Here is a 17,276-nt window from a genome sequence, read left to right on the forward strand (position 1 = left end):
GAATCTTTTCTTAGATAAAGAATAGGAATAAGATTTTTATAACTTTGGATAACCGTAGATGGATAAAAAGATGACACTACTATCCAAAAAATACTAATAATCTGTCAAGCTATTTCAGGAGAAGACAGTTCCGTTGTGCAGACAAGTCTTCCGTTGCATAAATGAGGTACTCCGTTGCAGGTTTGTGGCCTCCCGTTGCACTCGGCAGGTGTTCCGTTGGGGACTAATACCTTTCCGCTGCACAACGGGGATACTAAATTTTGCAACGGAAGCCCTAAAAAGTATAAAAACCAGACATAAAAAAAAGAGAAGTGATGGGCTTCTCTTTATTATTTACACTAGGCATCTTCATGAGCCTCTTGGGCTTGCTTTCTTTTATAAGCATTAAACTTATCTCTATTGTATTTGCTGGAATAAGATTTCACATGATCGGGATTTTTACGGAATACAAAACGACCGTAGTTGCGAATTTCATCCACCACCTGCTTTAATAAGGTGTAGGCCTGGTCGCGAATCACTTTGCTTTCGTCGTCTACATACATATGACCGTTAACAGCCGCAAGCAAACCGCTCATTCTATCAGCATCTGCTGCAGCCTTGTCCAATAATGTTGCATCGAAATTGATGGCCTCCAGGAGTTCCAAATTCGCCTTACCCAAAACCGAAAGATTTGCCATATCCTGAATGGCATCAGCCTGAGAATCCCCTTCTTTAATGGCATTCATCTTTCTGATCAGGGCTTCCTTATTGCGAAAGGCGAAGTCCATATTGTCGATTAAATCTTCGCGAAACGCCATAAAAACAGGCCACTCAATCTTCCAGTTTTCCTTAGCATCCTGCCTAACGGTATTTAGCTCTTCCCAATTGCTTTGGGCTGTGCGTAGAGCACCTATACGAGGCAATAATTTATCCAGAAGTTCAGCAGTCATCCCTGCTGTGTTAAGGAAAGCCAAATCGGCTGTTGCACGGGTGTGCAGGTTTTCCGATTCCTGCAAATAAATGCCAATGGGCATATCGCACTGCTTAATTTGCTGCTTGGGAACAGCTTTAATCTCTTGCAAGAGATCCAATAAATCTTGTTGATCTGACATGAGTCTGAATTTTAAATGTTTATAAAATCTTCAGCACAAATCGTTCATCACATAATTTTTAAAAAAAATGGCGTCATTTTTAACCATCATATTATAAATAACAATCTAATTTATATAATTTTTTTGGAGATAAAAAGTAAGTATGAGTTAAATATAAGGATCTTTTGACTTGTCATACTGATAGTTATGGGGCTAGAATTATTTCAAACAGAATATTATTGAGACTTTAACAAGGGCAGTTTTAAAAAAGAAAAAGATGTAACTTAGATAACAGAAAGTATTTATCCACACCTATCAATTTGGAGGAATTAAAATGAAAACTGTTTTACACAAAGCTAATACCCGGGGGCATGCCAATCATGGCTGGTTAGACGCCCATCATACCTTTAGTTTTGCCGATTATTATCATACCGATCGCATGAACTTTGGCGTATTGCGTGTTTTAAATGATGATCGAATAGCTGCAGGGAAAGGTTTTGGTACGCATCCTCATAGCGATATGGAGATTATCACGATTCCGCTTTCCGGGGCATTGCAACACAAGGATAATATGGGGAATTCAACTGTGATTCAAGCGGGTGAAATTCAGGTGATGAGTGCTGGTACAGGGGTGCTTCATTCTGAATTTAACCCCAATATGGATAAAGAAGTCAATTTGCTTCAGATTTGGGTTTTCCCCAACAAAAAAGGTGTAGAACCCCGATACGATCAGATTTCAATTCAAGATATTGAAACTCACAAGGGCTTGAAGCTTATTCTATCGCCCAATGCCGAAGATGCGGGTGTTTGGATTCACCAGAATGCCTGGTTTCATCTGGGGGAATTTGATAGACAAACAGAGGAAACTTATACCTTTAAGGATGCCGGCAATGGTTTGTATGTTTTTGTAATCGAAGGTGAGGTTTTTATTAAAGATTATGAATTGAAGAAGCGTGATGGTCTTGGTATATCTGAAACCAATCATGTTGATCTTAAATTTGGTGCCAACTCAAAGGTCTTGCTCATGGAAGTGCCAATGTTTGATATTTAAACCTAATTTCTGAGGTTTTTAGCTGAAAACATAGAGCATGACCTGTTACACTTTGAGGGTCTCACTTTTTTGTGATCCCGAATTTCGGGATCAATGAAAGTTGGCCAATAAATCTAGTCATACCCTGACATTTACGGCTTGCTTATAGTCAGAGCATGACGGTCAATATTTTGAAGGTCTCACTCCCAGTGAGGCTCTCAATATAAGAAACACAAAGGCAAAACTTTAGTCATACCCTGACATGTGCAGCTTGCCTATAGTCAGAGCATGACCTGTTACACTTTGAGGGTCTCACTTTTTTTGTGAGGCTCTCAATAAAATTTAGATAATATTATGGTGCTTGAAGAAGGATACGTTTATCATATATACAATAAGACTAATAATCATATGCCCTTGTTTTATTCAAGGGAAAATTATTTGTTTTTTTTAGATAAATTCAAATATCATATCAGCCCTTTTTGTAGCATTTTAGCATGGTGTCTGATGCCTACACATTTTCATCTTATGGTTTATGTGAATAAAACGAAGATTGACAATCGCAAGGAAGATTTAAACTCATCAATAGGTAAAATGTTGAGCAGTTATACCAGATCTATTCAGAAACAACAGAAAATTACGGGCTCCATATTTCAAAACCATACTAAGGCCAAGTGTTTAAATCAAATCGAGAGTCTATCTCCAAATTATTGGCAAACTGAATTTGGCACACAAATAAATATTGAACAGGACGGGCATAACTATCCGTTGATTTGTTTCAATTACATACATATGAATCCCGTTGCTGATTGTATGGTTCATTCTCATGAAGATTGGGAATTCTCATCTTATCGAGATTATTTTAATGGACGAAATGGTAAACTCATTGATTACGATAGAGCTAAAGAAGAACTTGGGGAAATTTTTATAAGTTTGAATAACTTTTAGTCAGACCCTGACCTGAGATTTATAGTTTGCTTATAGTAAGTGCATGGGGGGCCTAAAAATACAAAAAGCGGTCATTTCCGTAGAGATGACCGCTTTGTGTTTCTAATTGTTGGCTATTCGCTAATTTTTAGATCCCAAAATTTCTTTCAAGGCTTTTAGGTTCTTTTTCAATTCTGTTTTAGTTTTCTTGTCTTTTTCTGTCATCACAGCTGCTTCCAGGTCAGGAATGGCATCGGTGCGTTCCAATTGAACTAATGCCCAGGAAGCTTTCACTCTCACTGCAGCATCCTTATCGCGAAGCATGCCAGGTATCCATTTCTTCGATGACCAGCAAGCCAATTCGATTACTTTTTCAATACCCTCCAATTTCTCAGCTCTTGTACCGCTCAATTGCTTATGGTATTGGGTCTGCAAGTCGTTGATATCATCCGTGTAGATAATCTCATTCTTAAAGATATCCGGGCGAACCACATTCTCAGGATAAGCAATGAGTTCTTTATTGCAGGTCCAACGAACCATACGAGGCAGCATCCAGCGCATACCTGGTGTGCACTCAGGGTGTCCCACAAATGAAGCCACTCTGCCTTTACCGACTTCAGCAGCAACTACAAAAGGGCGGTTGTTGGTCATGTTGGCAGGTGTTCCTTCAACGGTATGCACATCGCTTAGCATGGTTGCCAGCTCCATAAACTTAGCATTCGATTGGGCAGGAACTAAAACGGGTCCCTCATAATATTGACAAAAAGAGAGTTTTCTATCCTTCAGCTCCGGAAAGATCTCTTTGCCTTCTTTGGTTAACGAAAATTTTGCTAAACCATGCCCGCGATGATCGTGTTCAATATCAATGGCCTCACAGCCATTTAAGGCTAAGCTGGGATAATCAGGTGTTTCGGTCATGATGTAAGCACCCGCGCAAATCCCCACAACGGCTTTGCCATTATCTTTCACCATCTTAACTAATTTTTCCATACCCGTTTCACCCAGACTTTGGGTTTCGCCACGTCCACTTCCGCCAGGGAATACAATGGCATCAAAACTGTCGAGTTCACCCGACATAATTTGAGAGGCACGAACCACTTCCGCTTTTATATTGGGATCGATTCTTAATGCTTCAATCGCATCGGTTATACACCAGGGGCTATCGCCATTTTTATCGAAAACACCTACGCGGATGATTTCCTTAGTTTGAGTTTGTTTTTTTTCAACTCGCTTGCAAGCACTTAATAGGCAGAAGCTCATGCAGGCAATCAGTAAAAGATTGATTTTTAGTTTGGTCATTTTTGTTTAAGCTTTGTTAGTCGGTTATGTTGTCAGCTGATAAAGATAATAAAAGGATTGAGTTGAGAATCAATTTATCTTTATGTTGTATTGGCATACCAAGTTAAAAAGCAGTTTTTATTTATTGGGAGATTTTATTTCTACCGGAATTCCGGAAATAACAAGGCTCACACGGTCAGCTTTAGCAGCAATATACTGGTTGATTCGCCCCTGTAGATCATTGAATCTCATGGCTACTTCATTACCCGGATGGCCACCCAGACCAAGCTCATTACTGACAATGATCCAATCACAATCCTGAGAAAGGATTTTGTCTAATTCAGCTTTGGCATCGTTCAAACTTTTATCGTCCTGCTCACCATTATCGAAAAAGATATTGGTCAACCACAGGGTGATGCAATCCAGCAGGACCAATCTTCCCGTAAAATTGTGAGAACTAAGAGCTTTTTCTTCCTCAATACTCTCCCATTGCTCACCACGTCGGGCCTTATGAGCTTCAATACGAGCACGATGCCCTTCATCCCAAACACGAGATGTTGCCAAATAAATTGGATTGGTAGATTGCTCAAGAGCCAATTTTTCAGCGTATTCACTTTTTCCTGATCGCTGACCGCCTGTAATGAAATGAATCATGATGATATACTTGAATTGCTAGTCTATAAAGAGACGCAAATAATTTATAATCTTAAAGCTAATCAATCTATTTAATTAACAGATTGATGCTTAAATAAAAACCGATAATCAATATAATTGTCGAAAGACAAACCGCATGATTGATATAAGCAATGCGTTTGATCTCCGAATTCTCAATTTTACGATCGATCTCTCCAATATAGGGTTTCTCAACCAGTTTGCCACCATAGTCGTGTGCACCTCCAAACCGACAGTTTAAAATGCCTGCCAATGCTGATTCGGGATAACCGGCATTGGGACTGGTGTGTGAACGTCCGTAACGGAAAATAAAAACAAAACCCCTGTAACTCAAGCACACTGCGACCATTAAGAAAGCCGTAATTCGAGCAGGAATAAAGTTTGCCGCATCATCAATACGAGCCGCAACACGCCCAAAGTAGAGGTATTTCTCATTCTTATAACCAATCATCGAGTCCAGCGTATTGATCATCTTATAAGCCATCATAGCCGGCAAACCACCTACTGCATAATAAAATAAAGGCGCCACTACACCATCCGATAGGTTTTCAGATAGGGTTTCGAATACGGCCAGGCGGATTTCTTGTTCACTCAGATGCTTGGTATCGCGTCCTACAATCCACGATAGTCGCTGACGTCCGGCATCCAAACCCTTTTCTTCGAGGTGTTTAAAAACTTCGTAACCCTCTTGCAATAAACTGCGATTGGCCAGACCATAAAACACAAACACAGAAGTGAATGCAATAAATGCCCACTTTTCCCAGCCTAATAACAGGATGGAAAGAAAATAGAAGGATGAATAGATCAGTAGAATTAAGCCCAAACTCATAAAAGCACCTTTTAAAATCCGATGTTCTCCATGATTGAGTTTTTCAGTTCCCAGATTGATCATATTGCCAAAGCCCACAATGGGGTGAGGTAAGTTTCGTGGGTCCCCAAAAATGAGATCCAAAATGTATCCTATAATAAGAGGTAGTATTATGAGTTCGATTTGCTCCATTGAGTCAGTGCGTCGATTAAAAGTTGATTTTTGTCTTTGGATAAAGTTGCAACACGAATAAACTGATTATTCAGTCCCCGAAAGTTGCTGGCATCACGAATCAGCAGGCCAAATTCAGAAATCAGGTAATTTTTGAGTTCCGAAGCACTCGATTTCTCTAGTTCGATCAAAAAATAGGACGTTTTTGAAGGCCATATTTTAAGACCGGGAATTTGAGCCAATTTTTCTACAAATTCCTTTTTGTCTGATTTGTATTGTTTTACAGGAGGCAGAAAAGTCTGTTTCCTTTGCAAAATGTACTTTCCAGCCTCAATTGCTATGGAATTAACCGTCCAGGGAGGCTTGAAAAATCGGATATTCTGTACCATATCCTTGTTTGAAATCAAATAGCCCAATCTCAGGCCGGGTATGGAGAAATTTTTGGTCAGTGACTTTACTAAAATCAAATTTGAGTGCTCATCAATCAAATCGATTGCAGATGAAATTGCATCAGTAAAGTCGATATAGGCTTCATCCACCACAAAAGCGCACTTAGGATTGTTTATAAGAAGAGATTTTAGGAAAGTCTTCTCAACAACACGACCATCCGGATTATTGGGGTTGCATAGCCAAACCAAACCTTCTGTAAAGAGGGTGGTAGCTTTCAGGTCAGACCAATTATGGTAGTTTAGCTGGTGTTTGTTCACGCTGCATGCATCTTCATACTCAGCAAAAGTGGGGACAATGATAGTCGAAGTCTTTGAATGAAAGGCTTGTGCAATCAGATAGAAGGCTTCAGTTGCCCCATTGCTGGCTAAGACCTGATCGGGGCTAATAGTCAAATCCTGAGCAATTAAATCGCAAAGGCTTTCAGCTGCTGGTTCAGGGTAAGCATGTATTTTATCCCAATTGGCTTGAATAAAGGCCTTTAGGTCTTCAGATTTTCCACCATACCAGATATTTGTCGAAAAATTGGCCTTTATAGCTTGTGTATAGAGATAGGCGTCATCGCCATGTCCGTGTAACATATTGAATATGAGTCGTATTTATAATAGATTGTCTTGGAAATTAGACAATTCAAATTAAGCGAATAATGCCAATAAAAGCAAATAGGTTTACAGTTGTAATTACATCCGTAAACCTATTATCTGCTCAATAAAGAATTAATTCTTTATTTAAAACTTTAATTGAAGAAATAAATCTTTAATTGCCAATTCACTTTATTTCAGGTTGATAGCGCCAATCAAATCATTGATATCACTTACCTGATGACGTATCATATAGTTTTTAATTCCTTCAACCACCTTTACACTTACCTGAGGATCGATAAAGTTGGCTGTACCAATTTGAATGGCTGTTGCACCTGCCAGAATAAACTCGATAGCATCTTTAGCATTCATGATACCTCCTAAGCCAACTACAGGGATATTAACCGCCTGAGCCACCTGCCATACCATTCTAAGCGCTACGGGCTTCACACAAGGACCTGAAAGGCCACCCGTTACTGTTGATAAAAGCGGACGACGGGTTTCTGCGTCTATTGCCATACCCAATAAGGTATTGATTAAGGATACCGAATCAGCACCTTGTCCTTCAACAGCTTTCGCAATGGCCGTAATATCAGTCACATTGGGGGATAGCTTCACCATTAAATGCTTTTTATACACCTTACGGACCTCACGAACCACCTCTTCAGCCGAAGCACAAGAGGTTCCGAAAGCCATACCACCTTCTTTCACGTTTGGACAAGAGATATTAAGCTCGATTCCCGGAATATGTTCCAAATCGTTGATCATTGCAGCCGTTTCTACATAATCCTGAACCATAGAACCTGAAACATTAACCATCACATTAGTCTGATAGTCTTTAATTCGTGGGTAAATGTCCTGACAGAAGTTCTCAACACCCTTATTTTGTAGTCCCACAGCATTTAGCATGCCTGAAGGCGTTTCAGCCATTCTGGGATAAGGATTACCTTCCCGGTGATGTCTTGTGGTTCCTTTTACAATAATGCCTCCTAAATCGCTTAAATCGATAAAATCAGCGAATTCTTCACCAAAGCCGAAGGTCCCCGATGCTGTCATGACCGGATTCTTTAAAACCAAATCCTTAAGTTTTACTTCTAAATTTACCATTTTAAGTCCTTTATATTGAAGACAGGGCCTTCAGTACATACACATTTATTACCTTTTTTTGTGTCTGTCACACAGCACAAACAAGCTCCAAAACCACAAGCCATGGTATTCTCAAGAGAAACCTCACAAGGAATGCCTTTGGACTCAGAATAGGCCGCTACAGCTTTCATCATGGGCTCAGGACCACAAGTAAAGCTGTAATCAAAGCTTTCGTTTTTCAATACAGAGTGGTGAGTTGGATACCCTTTTTCGCCTTGAGATCCGTCCTCGGTGGTCACCAGAATGCGTCCATAGGGCTTATAGACTTCGAGCCCAACAGCATCGTAAGAGGAACGAACACCCAAAATAATGGTTACTTCATTTCCAGCTTCATGCAAGTGTTTAGCCAGGTATAATAAGGGAGCAACCCCACAGCCACCGCCAATAAGCAGTGTTTTAGAGTTTTTAGGAATGGAATAAGAGTTGCCTAAAGGATAAACAACACTCAGTTTGTCTCCAATTTTAAGCTCACCTAAAGATTTGGTTCCTTCACCAATGCGTTTAACAAAGAGTTGAATGACATTCCTTTCGTAATCTACATTATGGATGGATAAAGGGCGGCGTAAGAAAACCGAACTGTTATTGTCAACTCTCACATTGACAAACTGGCCTGGCAGAATCTCAGGCAAAGCTTCGTAGGCTTTGATGTCGAGTATAAAATGCTCACAATTAAGCTCTTCGTGCTTAACAAGTTCAAAGTCCTGAATTAGTTTCTTCATACTTTTTTACGGGTATAAAATGGAAGCATCAGAGCTTTAGAGGCTTTAGATGCTGTTTAATAGTAAATCGTGCCCAAAGATAAGTGAAATATTCGCTTGCTCAAAGCGAAATAGATCCGTGTGGAGACTTTAAAATCATTCAATGCAATGGGTTAAAATTGCGTGTAAAAAAAGCCTTAGAAAGAGGAATCTAAGGCTTTAAAACATATATAGCATACCCATTGGCAGTATATTTAGGCTGGATTGTATTCTTTAAACGTTTTATCGCTGTAGAAGACAACAACTTTTTCAATCTTTTTGCCCGAAACAAAGGCTGACATATCCAGATTAGGCATCTCTTCATCTTTTGATTTTGGAGTATCTGGGACGTCTTTTTTAAGTCTGGGAGGTTGAGCAGATTGGTAGGGAACAGGCTCCTCTTCCTTTATAAGCTCCTGAAAAAGGCTGGCTGTCCCCGAGTTTTTACTCATCTCTCCACTTCCTGAAATCAACCAGTCTCCGCTGATATGAGGGAAAGAGCGTATAATTTTTTGTATAAAGTCCAAACTTGGGTTATTACGGCCTGATAAAATATGAGACATACTTGAGCGCTGTACACCAATGATATCGGCAAATTTTGAGGCACTTAAGCCTTCACTGTTGAGTAATTGAATGATTCTATCTTTCATATTTTATGCGATTTATATCAAAAAAGGATAAAGTCTTCTAATTTGTTAAAGTTGTTACAAGTGTTAATTCTTGTCATGACACAAATGTAATTTAAAAATAACAAATATCAAAATAGACAATTCACAAATAACAACTATGTAAATACACATAAGTAACAAATAAAAAACCCTTAAAATGTTACATATGTTACCTCATATACGTGTGGTATTCATCTATCGGATGAAAGCTATTAAAACTGAGAATAATTAAGCCTAAATATAAATTTGTTTACAAATAAATAGCTGAATAAGCTTGTAACATCAAGCTTTGCCCTATATATGATAAACGACTCATTAACTACTATTTTAGATGCTTTTTCCAGATAATAAAATCACTTGTAAACCTATATTACATCTGTATTGAATCAATTTAAAGTAAATTATGCCTTTATATGCATAAACATCTGATTATAAGTAGATTTTATCAGTGGTTTGCTGAAGTATTATTCAATGTTTACAGGATTTGTAACATATGTCATTTTTACATTAAAGAATTACTTTATATAAAGCTTATAAAAACTTGGTTTATTGATTCTATTTATAAATAAATGTTATTGTTTGTGTAGTTCCAAAACTATGTTCCATAATTGAATTATTAACTAATTACAGATGTTTACAATTAACATTTTAAACAGGCTAGGTAACATATTGCAACAGTAAAATCAGATTTAATCTGTAACTTACTTGAACTTCTAATTGTAAAATGTAATTCACTTGTGTAACATTACATTTTTAATACATTTCCATATATATTCTAATTTTGTAAATTTTGAGATTTGCTTTTGTCTCCCCTTTTAAGCTCAAACCTTGATGACAATTGTAATTTATATAGTATATGGCGCATAAAGAATTAAATATGTAAATCTCAGAATGGTTTTAAGGCTCTTGAATTGCAATCAATTACTTAAAAATCAGTGTGAAAGATAGGTTTTGCCTGATATTTTCAAGCTTAATTTATGCGATGAAGTAGACAAAATGCTTCTTTTAATATGTATTCGAAGCTATATGTGTGGAAAATGAGGAATTAGACGATTCAGGATAAATTGAAAAAAAGCTTTCCTCCCTATTGTTTCAGATCCTGGAAATAGAATCTGTCCATTTTTTATTTGAATGTGAACCGTGATAGGATAAATTGAAATATCAAAGGCTAAACATATTGAGATGGATTAAAAAAACAAAAAGTGTAAAAACGCTAGCCGTTTTTACACTTTAAATTACTTATTCTAAAATTAAATTTATTTGATCATTTAGAGTTATTCATCCCGAATAGCATCAATGGGCTTGATAGAAACGGCACGTTTGGCAGGGATAGTTCCTGCTACAATTCCGGATAAAATCAGAATAACCAAAGCGATCATTGCTAAATTAAAATTCACTTCAGGATTGGTAAACATGGGTTGCTCTCCTCCGCTTTTTTCAATAGCAAAACTCAATAACTCCAACAAAACAACGCCAATAGTTAATCCAATCCAACCTGCTATTGATGTTAACACAACGGATTCGGTAATAACAGAACTAATAATCATGGATGGCGACGCACCGATTGCTCGCTGAATACCAATTTCCTTGGTTCTTTTCTTCACGATAAATAGCATGATATTACTCACACCAATAATTCCAGCCAAAAGCGTACCAATACCAACAATCCAAATTAAGCCCGAAATACCCAGGAAAAGTTTATTGATTTTAATAAATTCCTGTTCAACATTGTGACTGCCAATAGCCCTTTCATCATCAGGATGTATTTTATGGCGGCGTTTTAATAGATCTTTCACTTTAGCTTCCACATAACTGGCCGTGTAATTATCTTTGGATGTGATAGAATAATGTCCAACCCGATTCCCAAAATTGTATGTTTTTTGAAGAGTCGTGAAAGGAATAAAAACGCATTGATTCTGCCACTCGCCCCATCCCTGAGAATGCATTGAGTGGAATACACCAACCACTTGAAAAAAGATTCCGTTGATCTTGATGTATTCGCCCACTGCCTTTTCATCTTCCTTGAAAAGAACCTCTTTCACCCGTTTACCAATCACGGCAATCTTCCGGTTCTGTTGCAAATCAATTTCATTTAGAAAACGTCCAGAAGTCATACTTAAGGGATCAATCTTATTTACATCAGGAACATCACCCAATATGCTGAAAGCACCCGTTTTAAGACCACGAACCACATTATTGTTTGCATTACCGCCTCTGGCTTCAATACGTGGGGCCAGAAGTTTAATTTCGGGGATATTGTCCAATATAGCCTTTGTATCTTCATTGGTGAAATTATAACGACGCCCCTGCTTGAATCCTTTATAGGCCTTACTGGTGGGTTGCGCCCAAACAAAAACGGAATTTGTAGCAAAGTCTCCCATGCCATAATACACCCCATTCTCAAGTCCCTTTCCCGATCCCAACATGATAATCAGCATAAATATTCCCCAGAATACACCAAATGCAGTAAGGAAGGTTCGCATTTTATTACTCTTAAGAGCCATATAGACTTCTGTCCATCTATCTTTATCGAACATCTTAGTTTATTTAAGTGTGAATCAATACCATTTCTTTAAAATAGATTCTTTCAAGATTTATTCTTCGGAAAGCGCCTCAATTGGTAGAATAGACGCTGCTTTTCGGGCAGGAAAGAATCCAGCAACAGCTCCGGATAAAACCAATAAAACGGTGGCACTAAATGCAACCCGTAAATCCACAGAAGGATTCATAAAGAATTCAATTTGAGTGTGTGGAGCAAGTACCTCCAGAAGAATGACTCCCATAGCCAAACCAACATAACCGGCAACCGAAGTAATGAGTATGGATTCGGTTAAAACCAACGAGACTATTGATAAAGGAGTAGCACCTAAGGCTTTTCGGATACCGATTTCACGGGTTCGTTCTCTAACCACGATAATCATGATATTACTTACGCCAACAATTCCGGCAATAATGGTTCCCAATCCAATAATCCAAACGAACATGCGTATTCCGGCAAATAAAGCCATAGTTCGCTGATAATTTTCCATATTATTGTTGATGAACATGGCTCGCTTGTCTTCGGGATTGAATTTGTGTCGTGCAGCGAAGGTGCGTTTTAACATCTTCTCCATCTGCTTTAATTCTTCAATATCATGGGTATTGGTGGTAAAAGACATATTGGAAATGCGGTTGGCCCCGTCAAAAACCCGTTGAGCAGTTGAAACCGGAATATACACCCTTTGCAAATCCCTCTCCGAATGATCGGTAAAGGTTCCGATAACCAAAAAAGGAATGTTGTTGATTTTGACATATTTACCAACAGGTTCTTCCTTTTTAAATAAAGCATCTTCAACAACTGTTGAGATGGCCACAACCTTTCGATATTCTTTAATATCGATATCATTTAAAAATCGCCCTTTCAGACTTGTTGTATTCTCCAGCGTTTCGGTATCCGGATGAACAGCGACAATGGTGTAATTAACGTATTCTGTTTTGTAGGAAATTAAGTTATCGCCTTGGATAGTAAATCGGGAACTAATTTTATCCACATCCAAACCAGAATGTTTCGTTCTTGAATAATCTTCATTGGTAAATTGGATGCGCCGACCGGGTTGCATGCCCGCAAAGGCCATACTGGTTTGGCCACTGTAGAGCCAAAGGCTGTTTTCAGCATCAGCCTTAAATTGGTTTAAGACTCCATTTTGAAGACCATTCCCTGATCCCAATAAAATGATGAGCATAAAGATACCCCACGACACACTAAAGCCGGTTAGTATGGTACGAAGCTTATTTTTGCGAATGGTTTCGTAGATTTCTTGCCATTTATCAAGGTCAAACATGGGCTTAGTTTTGGTTTAAAATATTCATACGGCAATGAATAGTGCCCAAATGGTGGTTTTAACAGACAATACGGTGGTTTTCTGACTTCAATATAATCAAAGATTTGGAAATGAGCAAAATAAAAAAGACCACACAAGGTGGCCTTTTCTGAAAATTTTTGAACTGATATTAAAATTTGATGCTTATAACGCAAGATTTAATTTTACTCCTGCACGAATCCAACGTCCGGGTTGAGTAATATTGCCCATGTCGTAATAATCGTGATTCAATAAATTGCTGGCCTCAAGATAGATTGTATAGGATGGTTTTTGCCAGTATAGTTTTGTGTCAACCAACCAGAATGGACGGTACGATCTTTCTTCGGATTGACTTAAATCGTTTTTATTATACCAGGTATATGATCCATTTCTGTCCTGCCAGGCAAATTGCCAGGAAGCCCCCAGAGATTTATAAATCTTGTGATTCATCGATATATTCAACTTGTGCTTTAGTTGATCTAATACATAGTTCGAAATAAATTCGTCACTCGATTTATCCATTTCGAGGTACGCATATGTGATAGCAATATGCTTCACAAAGAAATTTTCATCAATCAGATTCCTCATATCGATATGTGAAGAAAATTCAATTCCCCAAGTATCTAATTTGGTAATATTTTGAGCTTGCCATTTATCTTCGGAATTGGCTTTTACCCAATCAATCATGTTTTTCCCTTTTCTTTTGAAGATACCAGCATGAGCTTTAAGCCAGCCCTTTTGATATTTCAATCCCGTTTCATAAGTGGTTGCTTCTTCAGGTTCTAAATTGCTATTTCCGATATTGCTTGGTCCTACATAATACAAATCGGTAAAAGTTGGCATGCGCAATGATTTATTTACAGATGCATACAATTTAGTGTCTTCTGTAATTTGGTAACTCATATCCAAACCCGGATAGAAGCTGAAACTTCTATCTAAATCTGAATTCCAGTTGGCCAGTACACCTGCGGTAAAAGTAAATCGGTCAAGAAAAACATTGTGTTCTAAAAAATAACTCAAGTTTGTTCTCGTGTGATTTTTAGTGAAAAATGCACCAGATTCACCAGGAACTTTCATGGGTTCATCCATTAGTTCTCCCAGGACATTACTCCATACATTTTCTGATCTGAATTCCACACCTGCAGCTGTTTTTCCTAAACTCGATGAGAATGCGAAATTTATGCTCGATCCATAAACATCGGTCAAGTGATAGTTGTGATTTGTGTACCAGGATGCCGGGTTGTTTCGAAACAACTCAAATCTGTCCTGACTGCGTCTCCAATAAATATTGGGAGTCATTTTTACTTTCCCATGGGTTGTTAAACGCAGGCTGGCAAAAGAGGTTTTATTTTCTTCAAATTGATTTGGAAATTTGGGCGTGTAGAATGAATTGGCACCATAGGCCTTTTCATTATATCCCAGTTGAAGATCTACGAGTCCGACCTCAGTTGAAAGCTTTCCCTGATAAAAAGCATTTGAATTTTTAAAGTCAGTATTCTCAATATAACCATCGCTTGATTTATGAGCTAAAGCAATGTATGACTTTAATTTCCCGCTAATGATAGTCGTATTGGCCGATCCGGAATAAAAACCATTTTCACCAGCTGAGATATTTACTTTTAGCTTATTTTTATTTTCCGTTCCTGTAATAAAATTGATGGCTCCACTAAAAGCATTAGGTCCATAAACCCGGGCTCCCGGCCCTTGTAGCACTTCTACCCTTTCAATACTTTCAATATCAACGGGAAGATTCAAACTCAGATGGCCTGTCTGTGGATCGGTAATATTTACCCCATTGAGTAAAATCATGGTCTGATCGAAATTGCCTCCCCGAATGCTGACATCGGCCTGCACCCCGTGATTTCCCCTTTGGCGCACATCCACATTTAAAACATACTCCAGTAAATCTTGCAAACTTTGAACCGGAGCGGCCTCAATTGCCTTTTTATCCATGATGGTGACAACCCGAGCCATTTGCGAATAGGTCACACTTGCCCTTTGGGCGCTGACGACAACTTCATCGAGCTCTTTATTGTTATTTACAAGAATAGTATCTGCCTGAGCAAAACTTTCGTAAGGAACAGCAACAAGGCTGTAAGCAACCAGTAGTGATGATATTGCACATTGCTTATTAAGACTCTTGAAGACTGAATACGATTTACGTGTCCATTTCCTAAAATAGGATATATCTGAATTTACTTTTAATTTCTTCATCTAAAATTTAATCTGATTTGTATGGTTTAATAAATTTATTTTTATCGAGTCTTAATAAGAGTCGGCAATTTGAACAAATATAGATATTTAATCAGAAGATAAGCGCGATCTTAATTCGTATTTTTAAAGCATCAGTTCAATCCAAAAGAAGGCTGCTGATAATCATTGAATAAGGGAATGTGCTTTTGTTGGGGTTTTCAATTGCATTTGAATAATTGCAAATACAAGCCGGTGTTTTTAGTATTTATTTGGACTTTGTCCCCATGTGACATATAAAATATTACCATCCCAGGGAAGAATGGTAATGAAAGAGTTCGTTAGGCTTAAACAAAGACAGGAATAGGCCCTTTAGTTTAGGTGTTCAGCAAAAAGTTCATCGAAGATCTCCCCCTTGGTTAGTCTGCCATTCTTTAAGCAAATTGTAAAAACCTTCCCTTTGGCACAAAGCTTATTATCAGATAAACGATAGATGTCTTCGTGAAAGATTAACTTAGGACCATCCCTATCGATATTCAATTTTACACTAAATTCATCCCCGGAGCTCAATGACGTTTTAAAGTCGATCTCAACCCGAGCTACCATGGCATCTAAGCCCTGTTCATGTAAAGCTTTAAAATTATTACCAACCGATTCAAGAAATTCATGACGGGCATGTTCAAGATAGTTTTGATAAACTGAATTATTCACAACACCCTGTAAATCACATTCGTAATCGCGAACCTTTAATTTTAATTCGTAGATATAGTTTTTCATTATATATAATTTTTCCTTTGAATAAGAAATGCAAGTTCATAAAAAAAGGATTGCCAAACGACAATCCTCTCCAATATTTTTTGTCTATCCTAAGATTTACATGTTCATACCACCACAAACGTGGATAGTTTGACCTGTAACGTAAGCAGAAAGATCTGATCCTAAGTAAACACAAGTTTTTGCAATTTCTTCTGGTGTACCACCTCTTTTCAAAGGAATTTTAGCTGCCCAATCTTTTACTACATCTTCAGGAAGTTGTCCTGTCATCTCAGTGATGATAAAGCCTGGTGCAATTGCATTGGAACGGATTCCACGAGAACCCAGCTCTTTAGCTACAGATTTTGTAAAACCAATGATACCAGCCTTTGAAGCTGAATAGTTAGCCTGACCAGCATTCCCGCTCACACCTACTACAGAACTCATGTTGATAATAGATCCGCTACGTTGTTTCAACATGGTACGCTGAACAGCTTTTGTAAAGTTGAATACAGACTTAAGGTTTACATTAATAACCATATCCCACTGCTCCTCAGTCATTCTCATCAACAATGTATCCTTAGTGATACCTGCATTGTTAACCAAAATATCTACAGCACCAAATTCTTTTACAATCTCTGCCACAACTTTGTCTGTATCAGCAAAATTACTTGCATCTGAAGCATAGCCTTTAGCTTTAACACCATATGAAGCGATTTCTTTTTCAGTTTCCTGAGCTGCTTCATTATAAAATAAGTCGGTGAATGCTACATTTGCACCCTGCTTTGCAAATTCAATTGCTACTGCTTTACCAATACCGCGAGACGCTCCGGTAATAATCGCTGTTTTTCCTTCTAATAACTTCATTTTTCAATATTTTAGATATAAGACGACTTATTTTATCTGTCTAAGTTAGAAATACTCAAACAATAAATATCATCAAAATTCATGATGAATTGCAT

General features: G+C 38.0%; 15 protein-coding genes. 2 read left to right on the forward strand and 13 right to left on the reverse strand.

Going from position 1 to position 17,276, the window contains the following annotated elements; all coding sequences use genetic code 11:
* Positions 1 to 338: 338 nt before the first annotated feature.
* Positions 339 to 1,091, reverse strand: a complete 753-nt coding sequence (locus EO244_RS15050; protein WP_129255515.1) for a hypothetical protein — start codon at positions 1,089 to 1,091, stop codon at positions 339 to 341.
* 313 nt (positions 1,092 to 1,404) lie between these two features.
* Between EO244_RS15050 and EO244_RS15055 the strand changes: the two genes are divergently transcribed.
* A complete protein-coding gene (locus tag EO244_RS15055; RefSeq protein ID WP_129255516.1) occupies positions 1,405 to 2,121 on the forward strand; it encodes a pirin family protein in 717 nt (238 codons plus the stop codon).
* Between the two features lie 483 nt (positions 2,122 to 2,604).
* Positions 2,605 to 3,045 (forward strand): hypothetical protein, encoded by a 441-nt coding sequence (locus EO244_RS15060; protein WP_129255517.1) that lies wholly within the window; start codon positions 2,605 to 2,607, stop codon positions 3,043 to 3,045.
* A gap of 120 nt (positions 3,046 to 3,165) precedes the next feature.
* Here EO244_RS15060 and EO244_RS15065 read toward each other — a convergent pair whose 3' ends face one another.
* The 12 genes from EO244_RS15065 to fabG form a co-directional block, all read right to left on the reverse strand.
* Positions 3,166 to 4,323, reverse strand: a complete 1,158-nt coding sequence (locus EO244_RS15065; protein ID WP_129255518.1) for a BPL-N domain-containing protein — start codon at positions 4,321 to 4,323, stop codon at positions 3,166 to 3,168.
* 117 nt (positions 4,324 to 4,440) lie between these two features.
* A complete protein-coding gene (locus EO244_RS15070) occupies positions 4,441 to 4,956 on the reverse strand; it encodes a bifunctional adenosylcobinamide kinase/adenosylcobinamide-phosphate guanylyltransferase (protein ID WP_129255519.1) in 516 nt (171 codons plus the stop codon).
* Positions 4,957 to 5,023: 67 nt separating this feature from the next.
* On the reverse strand, positions 5,024 to 5,974 hold the full coding sequence (cbiB, locus tag EO244_RS15075) for an adenosylcobinamide-phosphate synthase CbiB (protein ID WP_129255520.1): 951 nt from the start codon (positions 5,972 to 5,974) through the stop codon (positions 5,024 to 5,026).
* On the reverse strand, positions 5,953 to 6,981 hold the full coding sequence (locus EO244_RS15080; protein WP_129255521.1) for a pyridoxal phosphate-dependent aminotransferase: 1,029 nt from the start codon (positions 6,979 to 6,981) through the stop codon (positions 5,953 to 5,955). Before EO244_RS15080 ends, cbiB begins: the two co-directional genes overlap by 22 nt.
* Positions 6,982 to 7,173: 192 nt before the next feature.
* A complete protein-coding gene (locus tag EO244_RS15085; protein ID WP_129255522.1) occupies positions 7,174 to 8,088 on the reverse strand; it encodes a dihydroorotate dehydrogenase in 915 nt (304 codons plus the stop codon).
* The gene (locus EO244_RS15090; protein WP_129255523.1) at positions 8,082 to 8,846 is read right to left on the reverse strand and encodes a dihydroorotate dehydrogenase electron transfer subunit; all 765 of its coding nucleotides are present in this window, start codon (positions 8,844 to 8,846) and stop codon (positions 8,082 to 8,084) included. The genes EO244_RS15085 and EO244_RS15090 overlap by 7 nt, the downstream gene beginning before the upstream one ends.
* Before the next feature lie 233 nt (positions 8,847 to 9,079).
* Positions 9,080 to 9,514, reverse strand: a complete 435-nt coding sequence (locus EO244_RS15095) for a helix-turn-helix transcriptional regulator (protein WP_129255524.1) — start codon at positions 9,512 to 9,514, stop codon at positions 9,080 to 9,082.
* A 1,292-nt stretch (positions 9,515 to 10,806) separates the two neighbouring features.
* Entirely contained in the window at positions 10,807 to 12,069 is a 1,263-nt protein-coding gene (locus EO244_RS15100; protein ID WP_129255525.1) for an ABC transporter permease, read from the reverse strand.
* A gap of 57 nt (positions 12,070 to 12,126) precedes the next feature.
* Positions 12,127 to 13,353 carry an ABC transporter permease gene (locus EO244_RS15105; protein ID WP_129255526.1) on the reverse strand — a complete coding sequence of 409 codons (1,227 nt, stop codon included), beginning with the start codon at positions 13,351 to 13,353 and terminating at the stop codon, positions 12,127 to 12,129.
* Between the two features lie 183 nt (positions 13,354 to 13,536).
* Entirely contained in the window at positions 13,537 to 15,585 is a 2,049-nt protein-coding gene (locus EO244_RS15110; RefSeq protein WP_129255527.1) for a TonB-dependent receptor plug domain-containing protein, read from the reverse strand.
* Positions 15,586 to 15,933: 348 nt separating this feature from the next.
* Complete coding sequence (locus tag EO244_RS15115; protein ID WP_129255528.1) at positions 15,934 to 16,338, reverse strand: acyl-CoA thioesterase; 405 nt, start codon at positions 16,336 to 16,338, stop codon at positions 15,934 to 15,936.
* Positions 16,339 to 16,434: 96 nt separating this feature from the next.
* On the reverse strand, positions 16,435 to 17,181 hold the full coding sequence (gene fabG, locus EO244_RS15120) for a 3-oxoacyl-[acyl-carrier-protein] reductase (protein WP_129255529.1): 747 nt from the start codon (positions 17,179 to 17,181) through the stop codon (positions 16,435 to 16,437).
* Positions 17,182 to 17,276 lie beyond the last annotated feature (95 nt).

This window comes from Ancylomarina salipaludis (genome assembly GCF_004122035.1).
GTDB lineage: Bacteria > Bacteroidota > Bacteroidia > Bacteroidales > Marinifilaceae > Ancylomarina > Ancylomarina salipaludis.

Bases quoted from the DNA above. Each gene is read 5' to 3' on its own strand.
- EO244_RS15110 (WP_129255527.1), bottom strand. From the start codon at position 15,585: ATGAAGAAATTAAAAGTAAATTCAGATATATCCTATTTTAGGAAATGG.
- EO244_RS15085 (WP_129255522.1), bottom strand. From the start codon at position 8,088: ATGGTAAATTTAGAAGTAAAACTTAAGGATTTGGTTTTAAAGAATCCG.
- EO244_RS15095 (WP_129255524.1), bottom strand. From the start codon at position 9,514: ATGAAAGATAGAATCATTCAATTACTCAACAGTGAAGGCTTAAGTGCC.
- EO244_RS15100 (WP_129255525.1), bottom strand. From the start codon at position 12,069: ATGTTCGATAAAGATAGATGGACAGAAGTCTATATGGCTCTTAAGAGT.
- EO244_RS15060 (WP_129255517.1), top strand. From the start codon at position 2,605: ATGCCTACACATTTTCATCTTATGGTTTATGTGAATAAAACGAAGATT.
- EO244_RS15050 (WP_129255515.1), bottom strand. From the start codon at position 1,091: ATGTCAGATCAACAAGATTTATTGGATCTCTTGCAAGAGATTAAAGCT.
- EO244_RS15080 (WP_129255521.1), bottom strand. From the start codon at position 6,981: ATGTTACACGGACATGGCGATGACGCCTATCTCTATACACAAGCTATA.
- EO244_RS15105 (WP_129255526.1), bottom strand. From the start codon at position 13,353: ATGTTTGACCTTGATAAATGGCAAGAAATCTACGAAACCATTCGCAAA.
- EO244_RS15115 (WP_129255528.1), bottom strand. From the start codon at position 16,338: ATGAAAAACTATATCTACGAATTAAAATTAAAGGTTCGCGATTACGAA.
- EO244_RS15065 (WP_129255518.1), bottom strand. From the start codon at position 4,323: ATGACCAAACTAAAAATCAATCTTTTACTGATTGCCTGCATGAGCTTC.
- EO244_RS15090 (WP_129255523.1), bottom strand. From the start codon at position 8,846: ATGAAGAAACTAATTCAGGACTTTGAACTTGTTAAGCACGAAGAGCTT.
- cbiB (WP_129255520.1), bottom strand. From the start codon at position 5,974: ATGGAGCAAATCGAACTCATAATACTACCTCTTATTATAGGATACATT.
- EO244_RS15055 (WP_129255516.1), top strand. From the start codon at position 1,405: ATGAAAACTGTTTTACACAAAGCTAATACCCGGGGGCATGCCAATCAT.
- fabG (WP_129255529.1), bottom strand. From the start codon at position 17,181: ATGAAGTTATTAGAAGGAAAAACAGCGATTATTACCGGAGCGTCTCGC.
- EO244_RS15070 (WP_129255519.1), bottom strand. From the start codon at position 4,956: ATGATTCATTTCATTACAGGCGGTCAGCGATCAGGAAAAAGTGAATAC.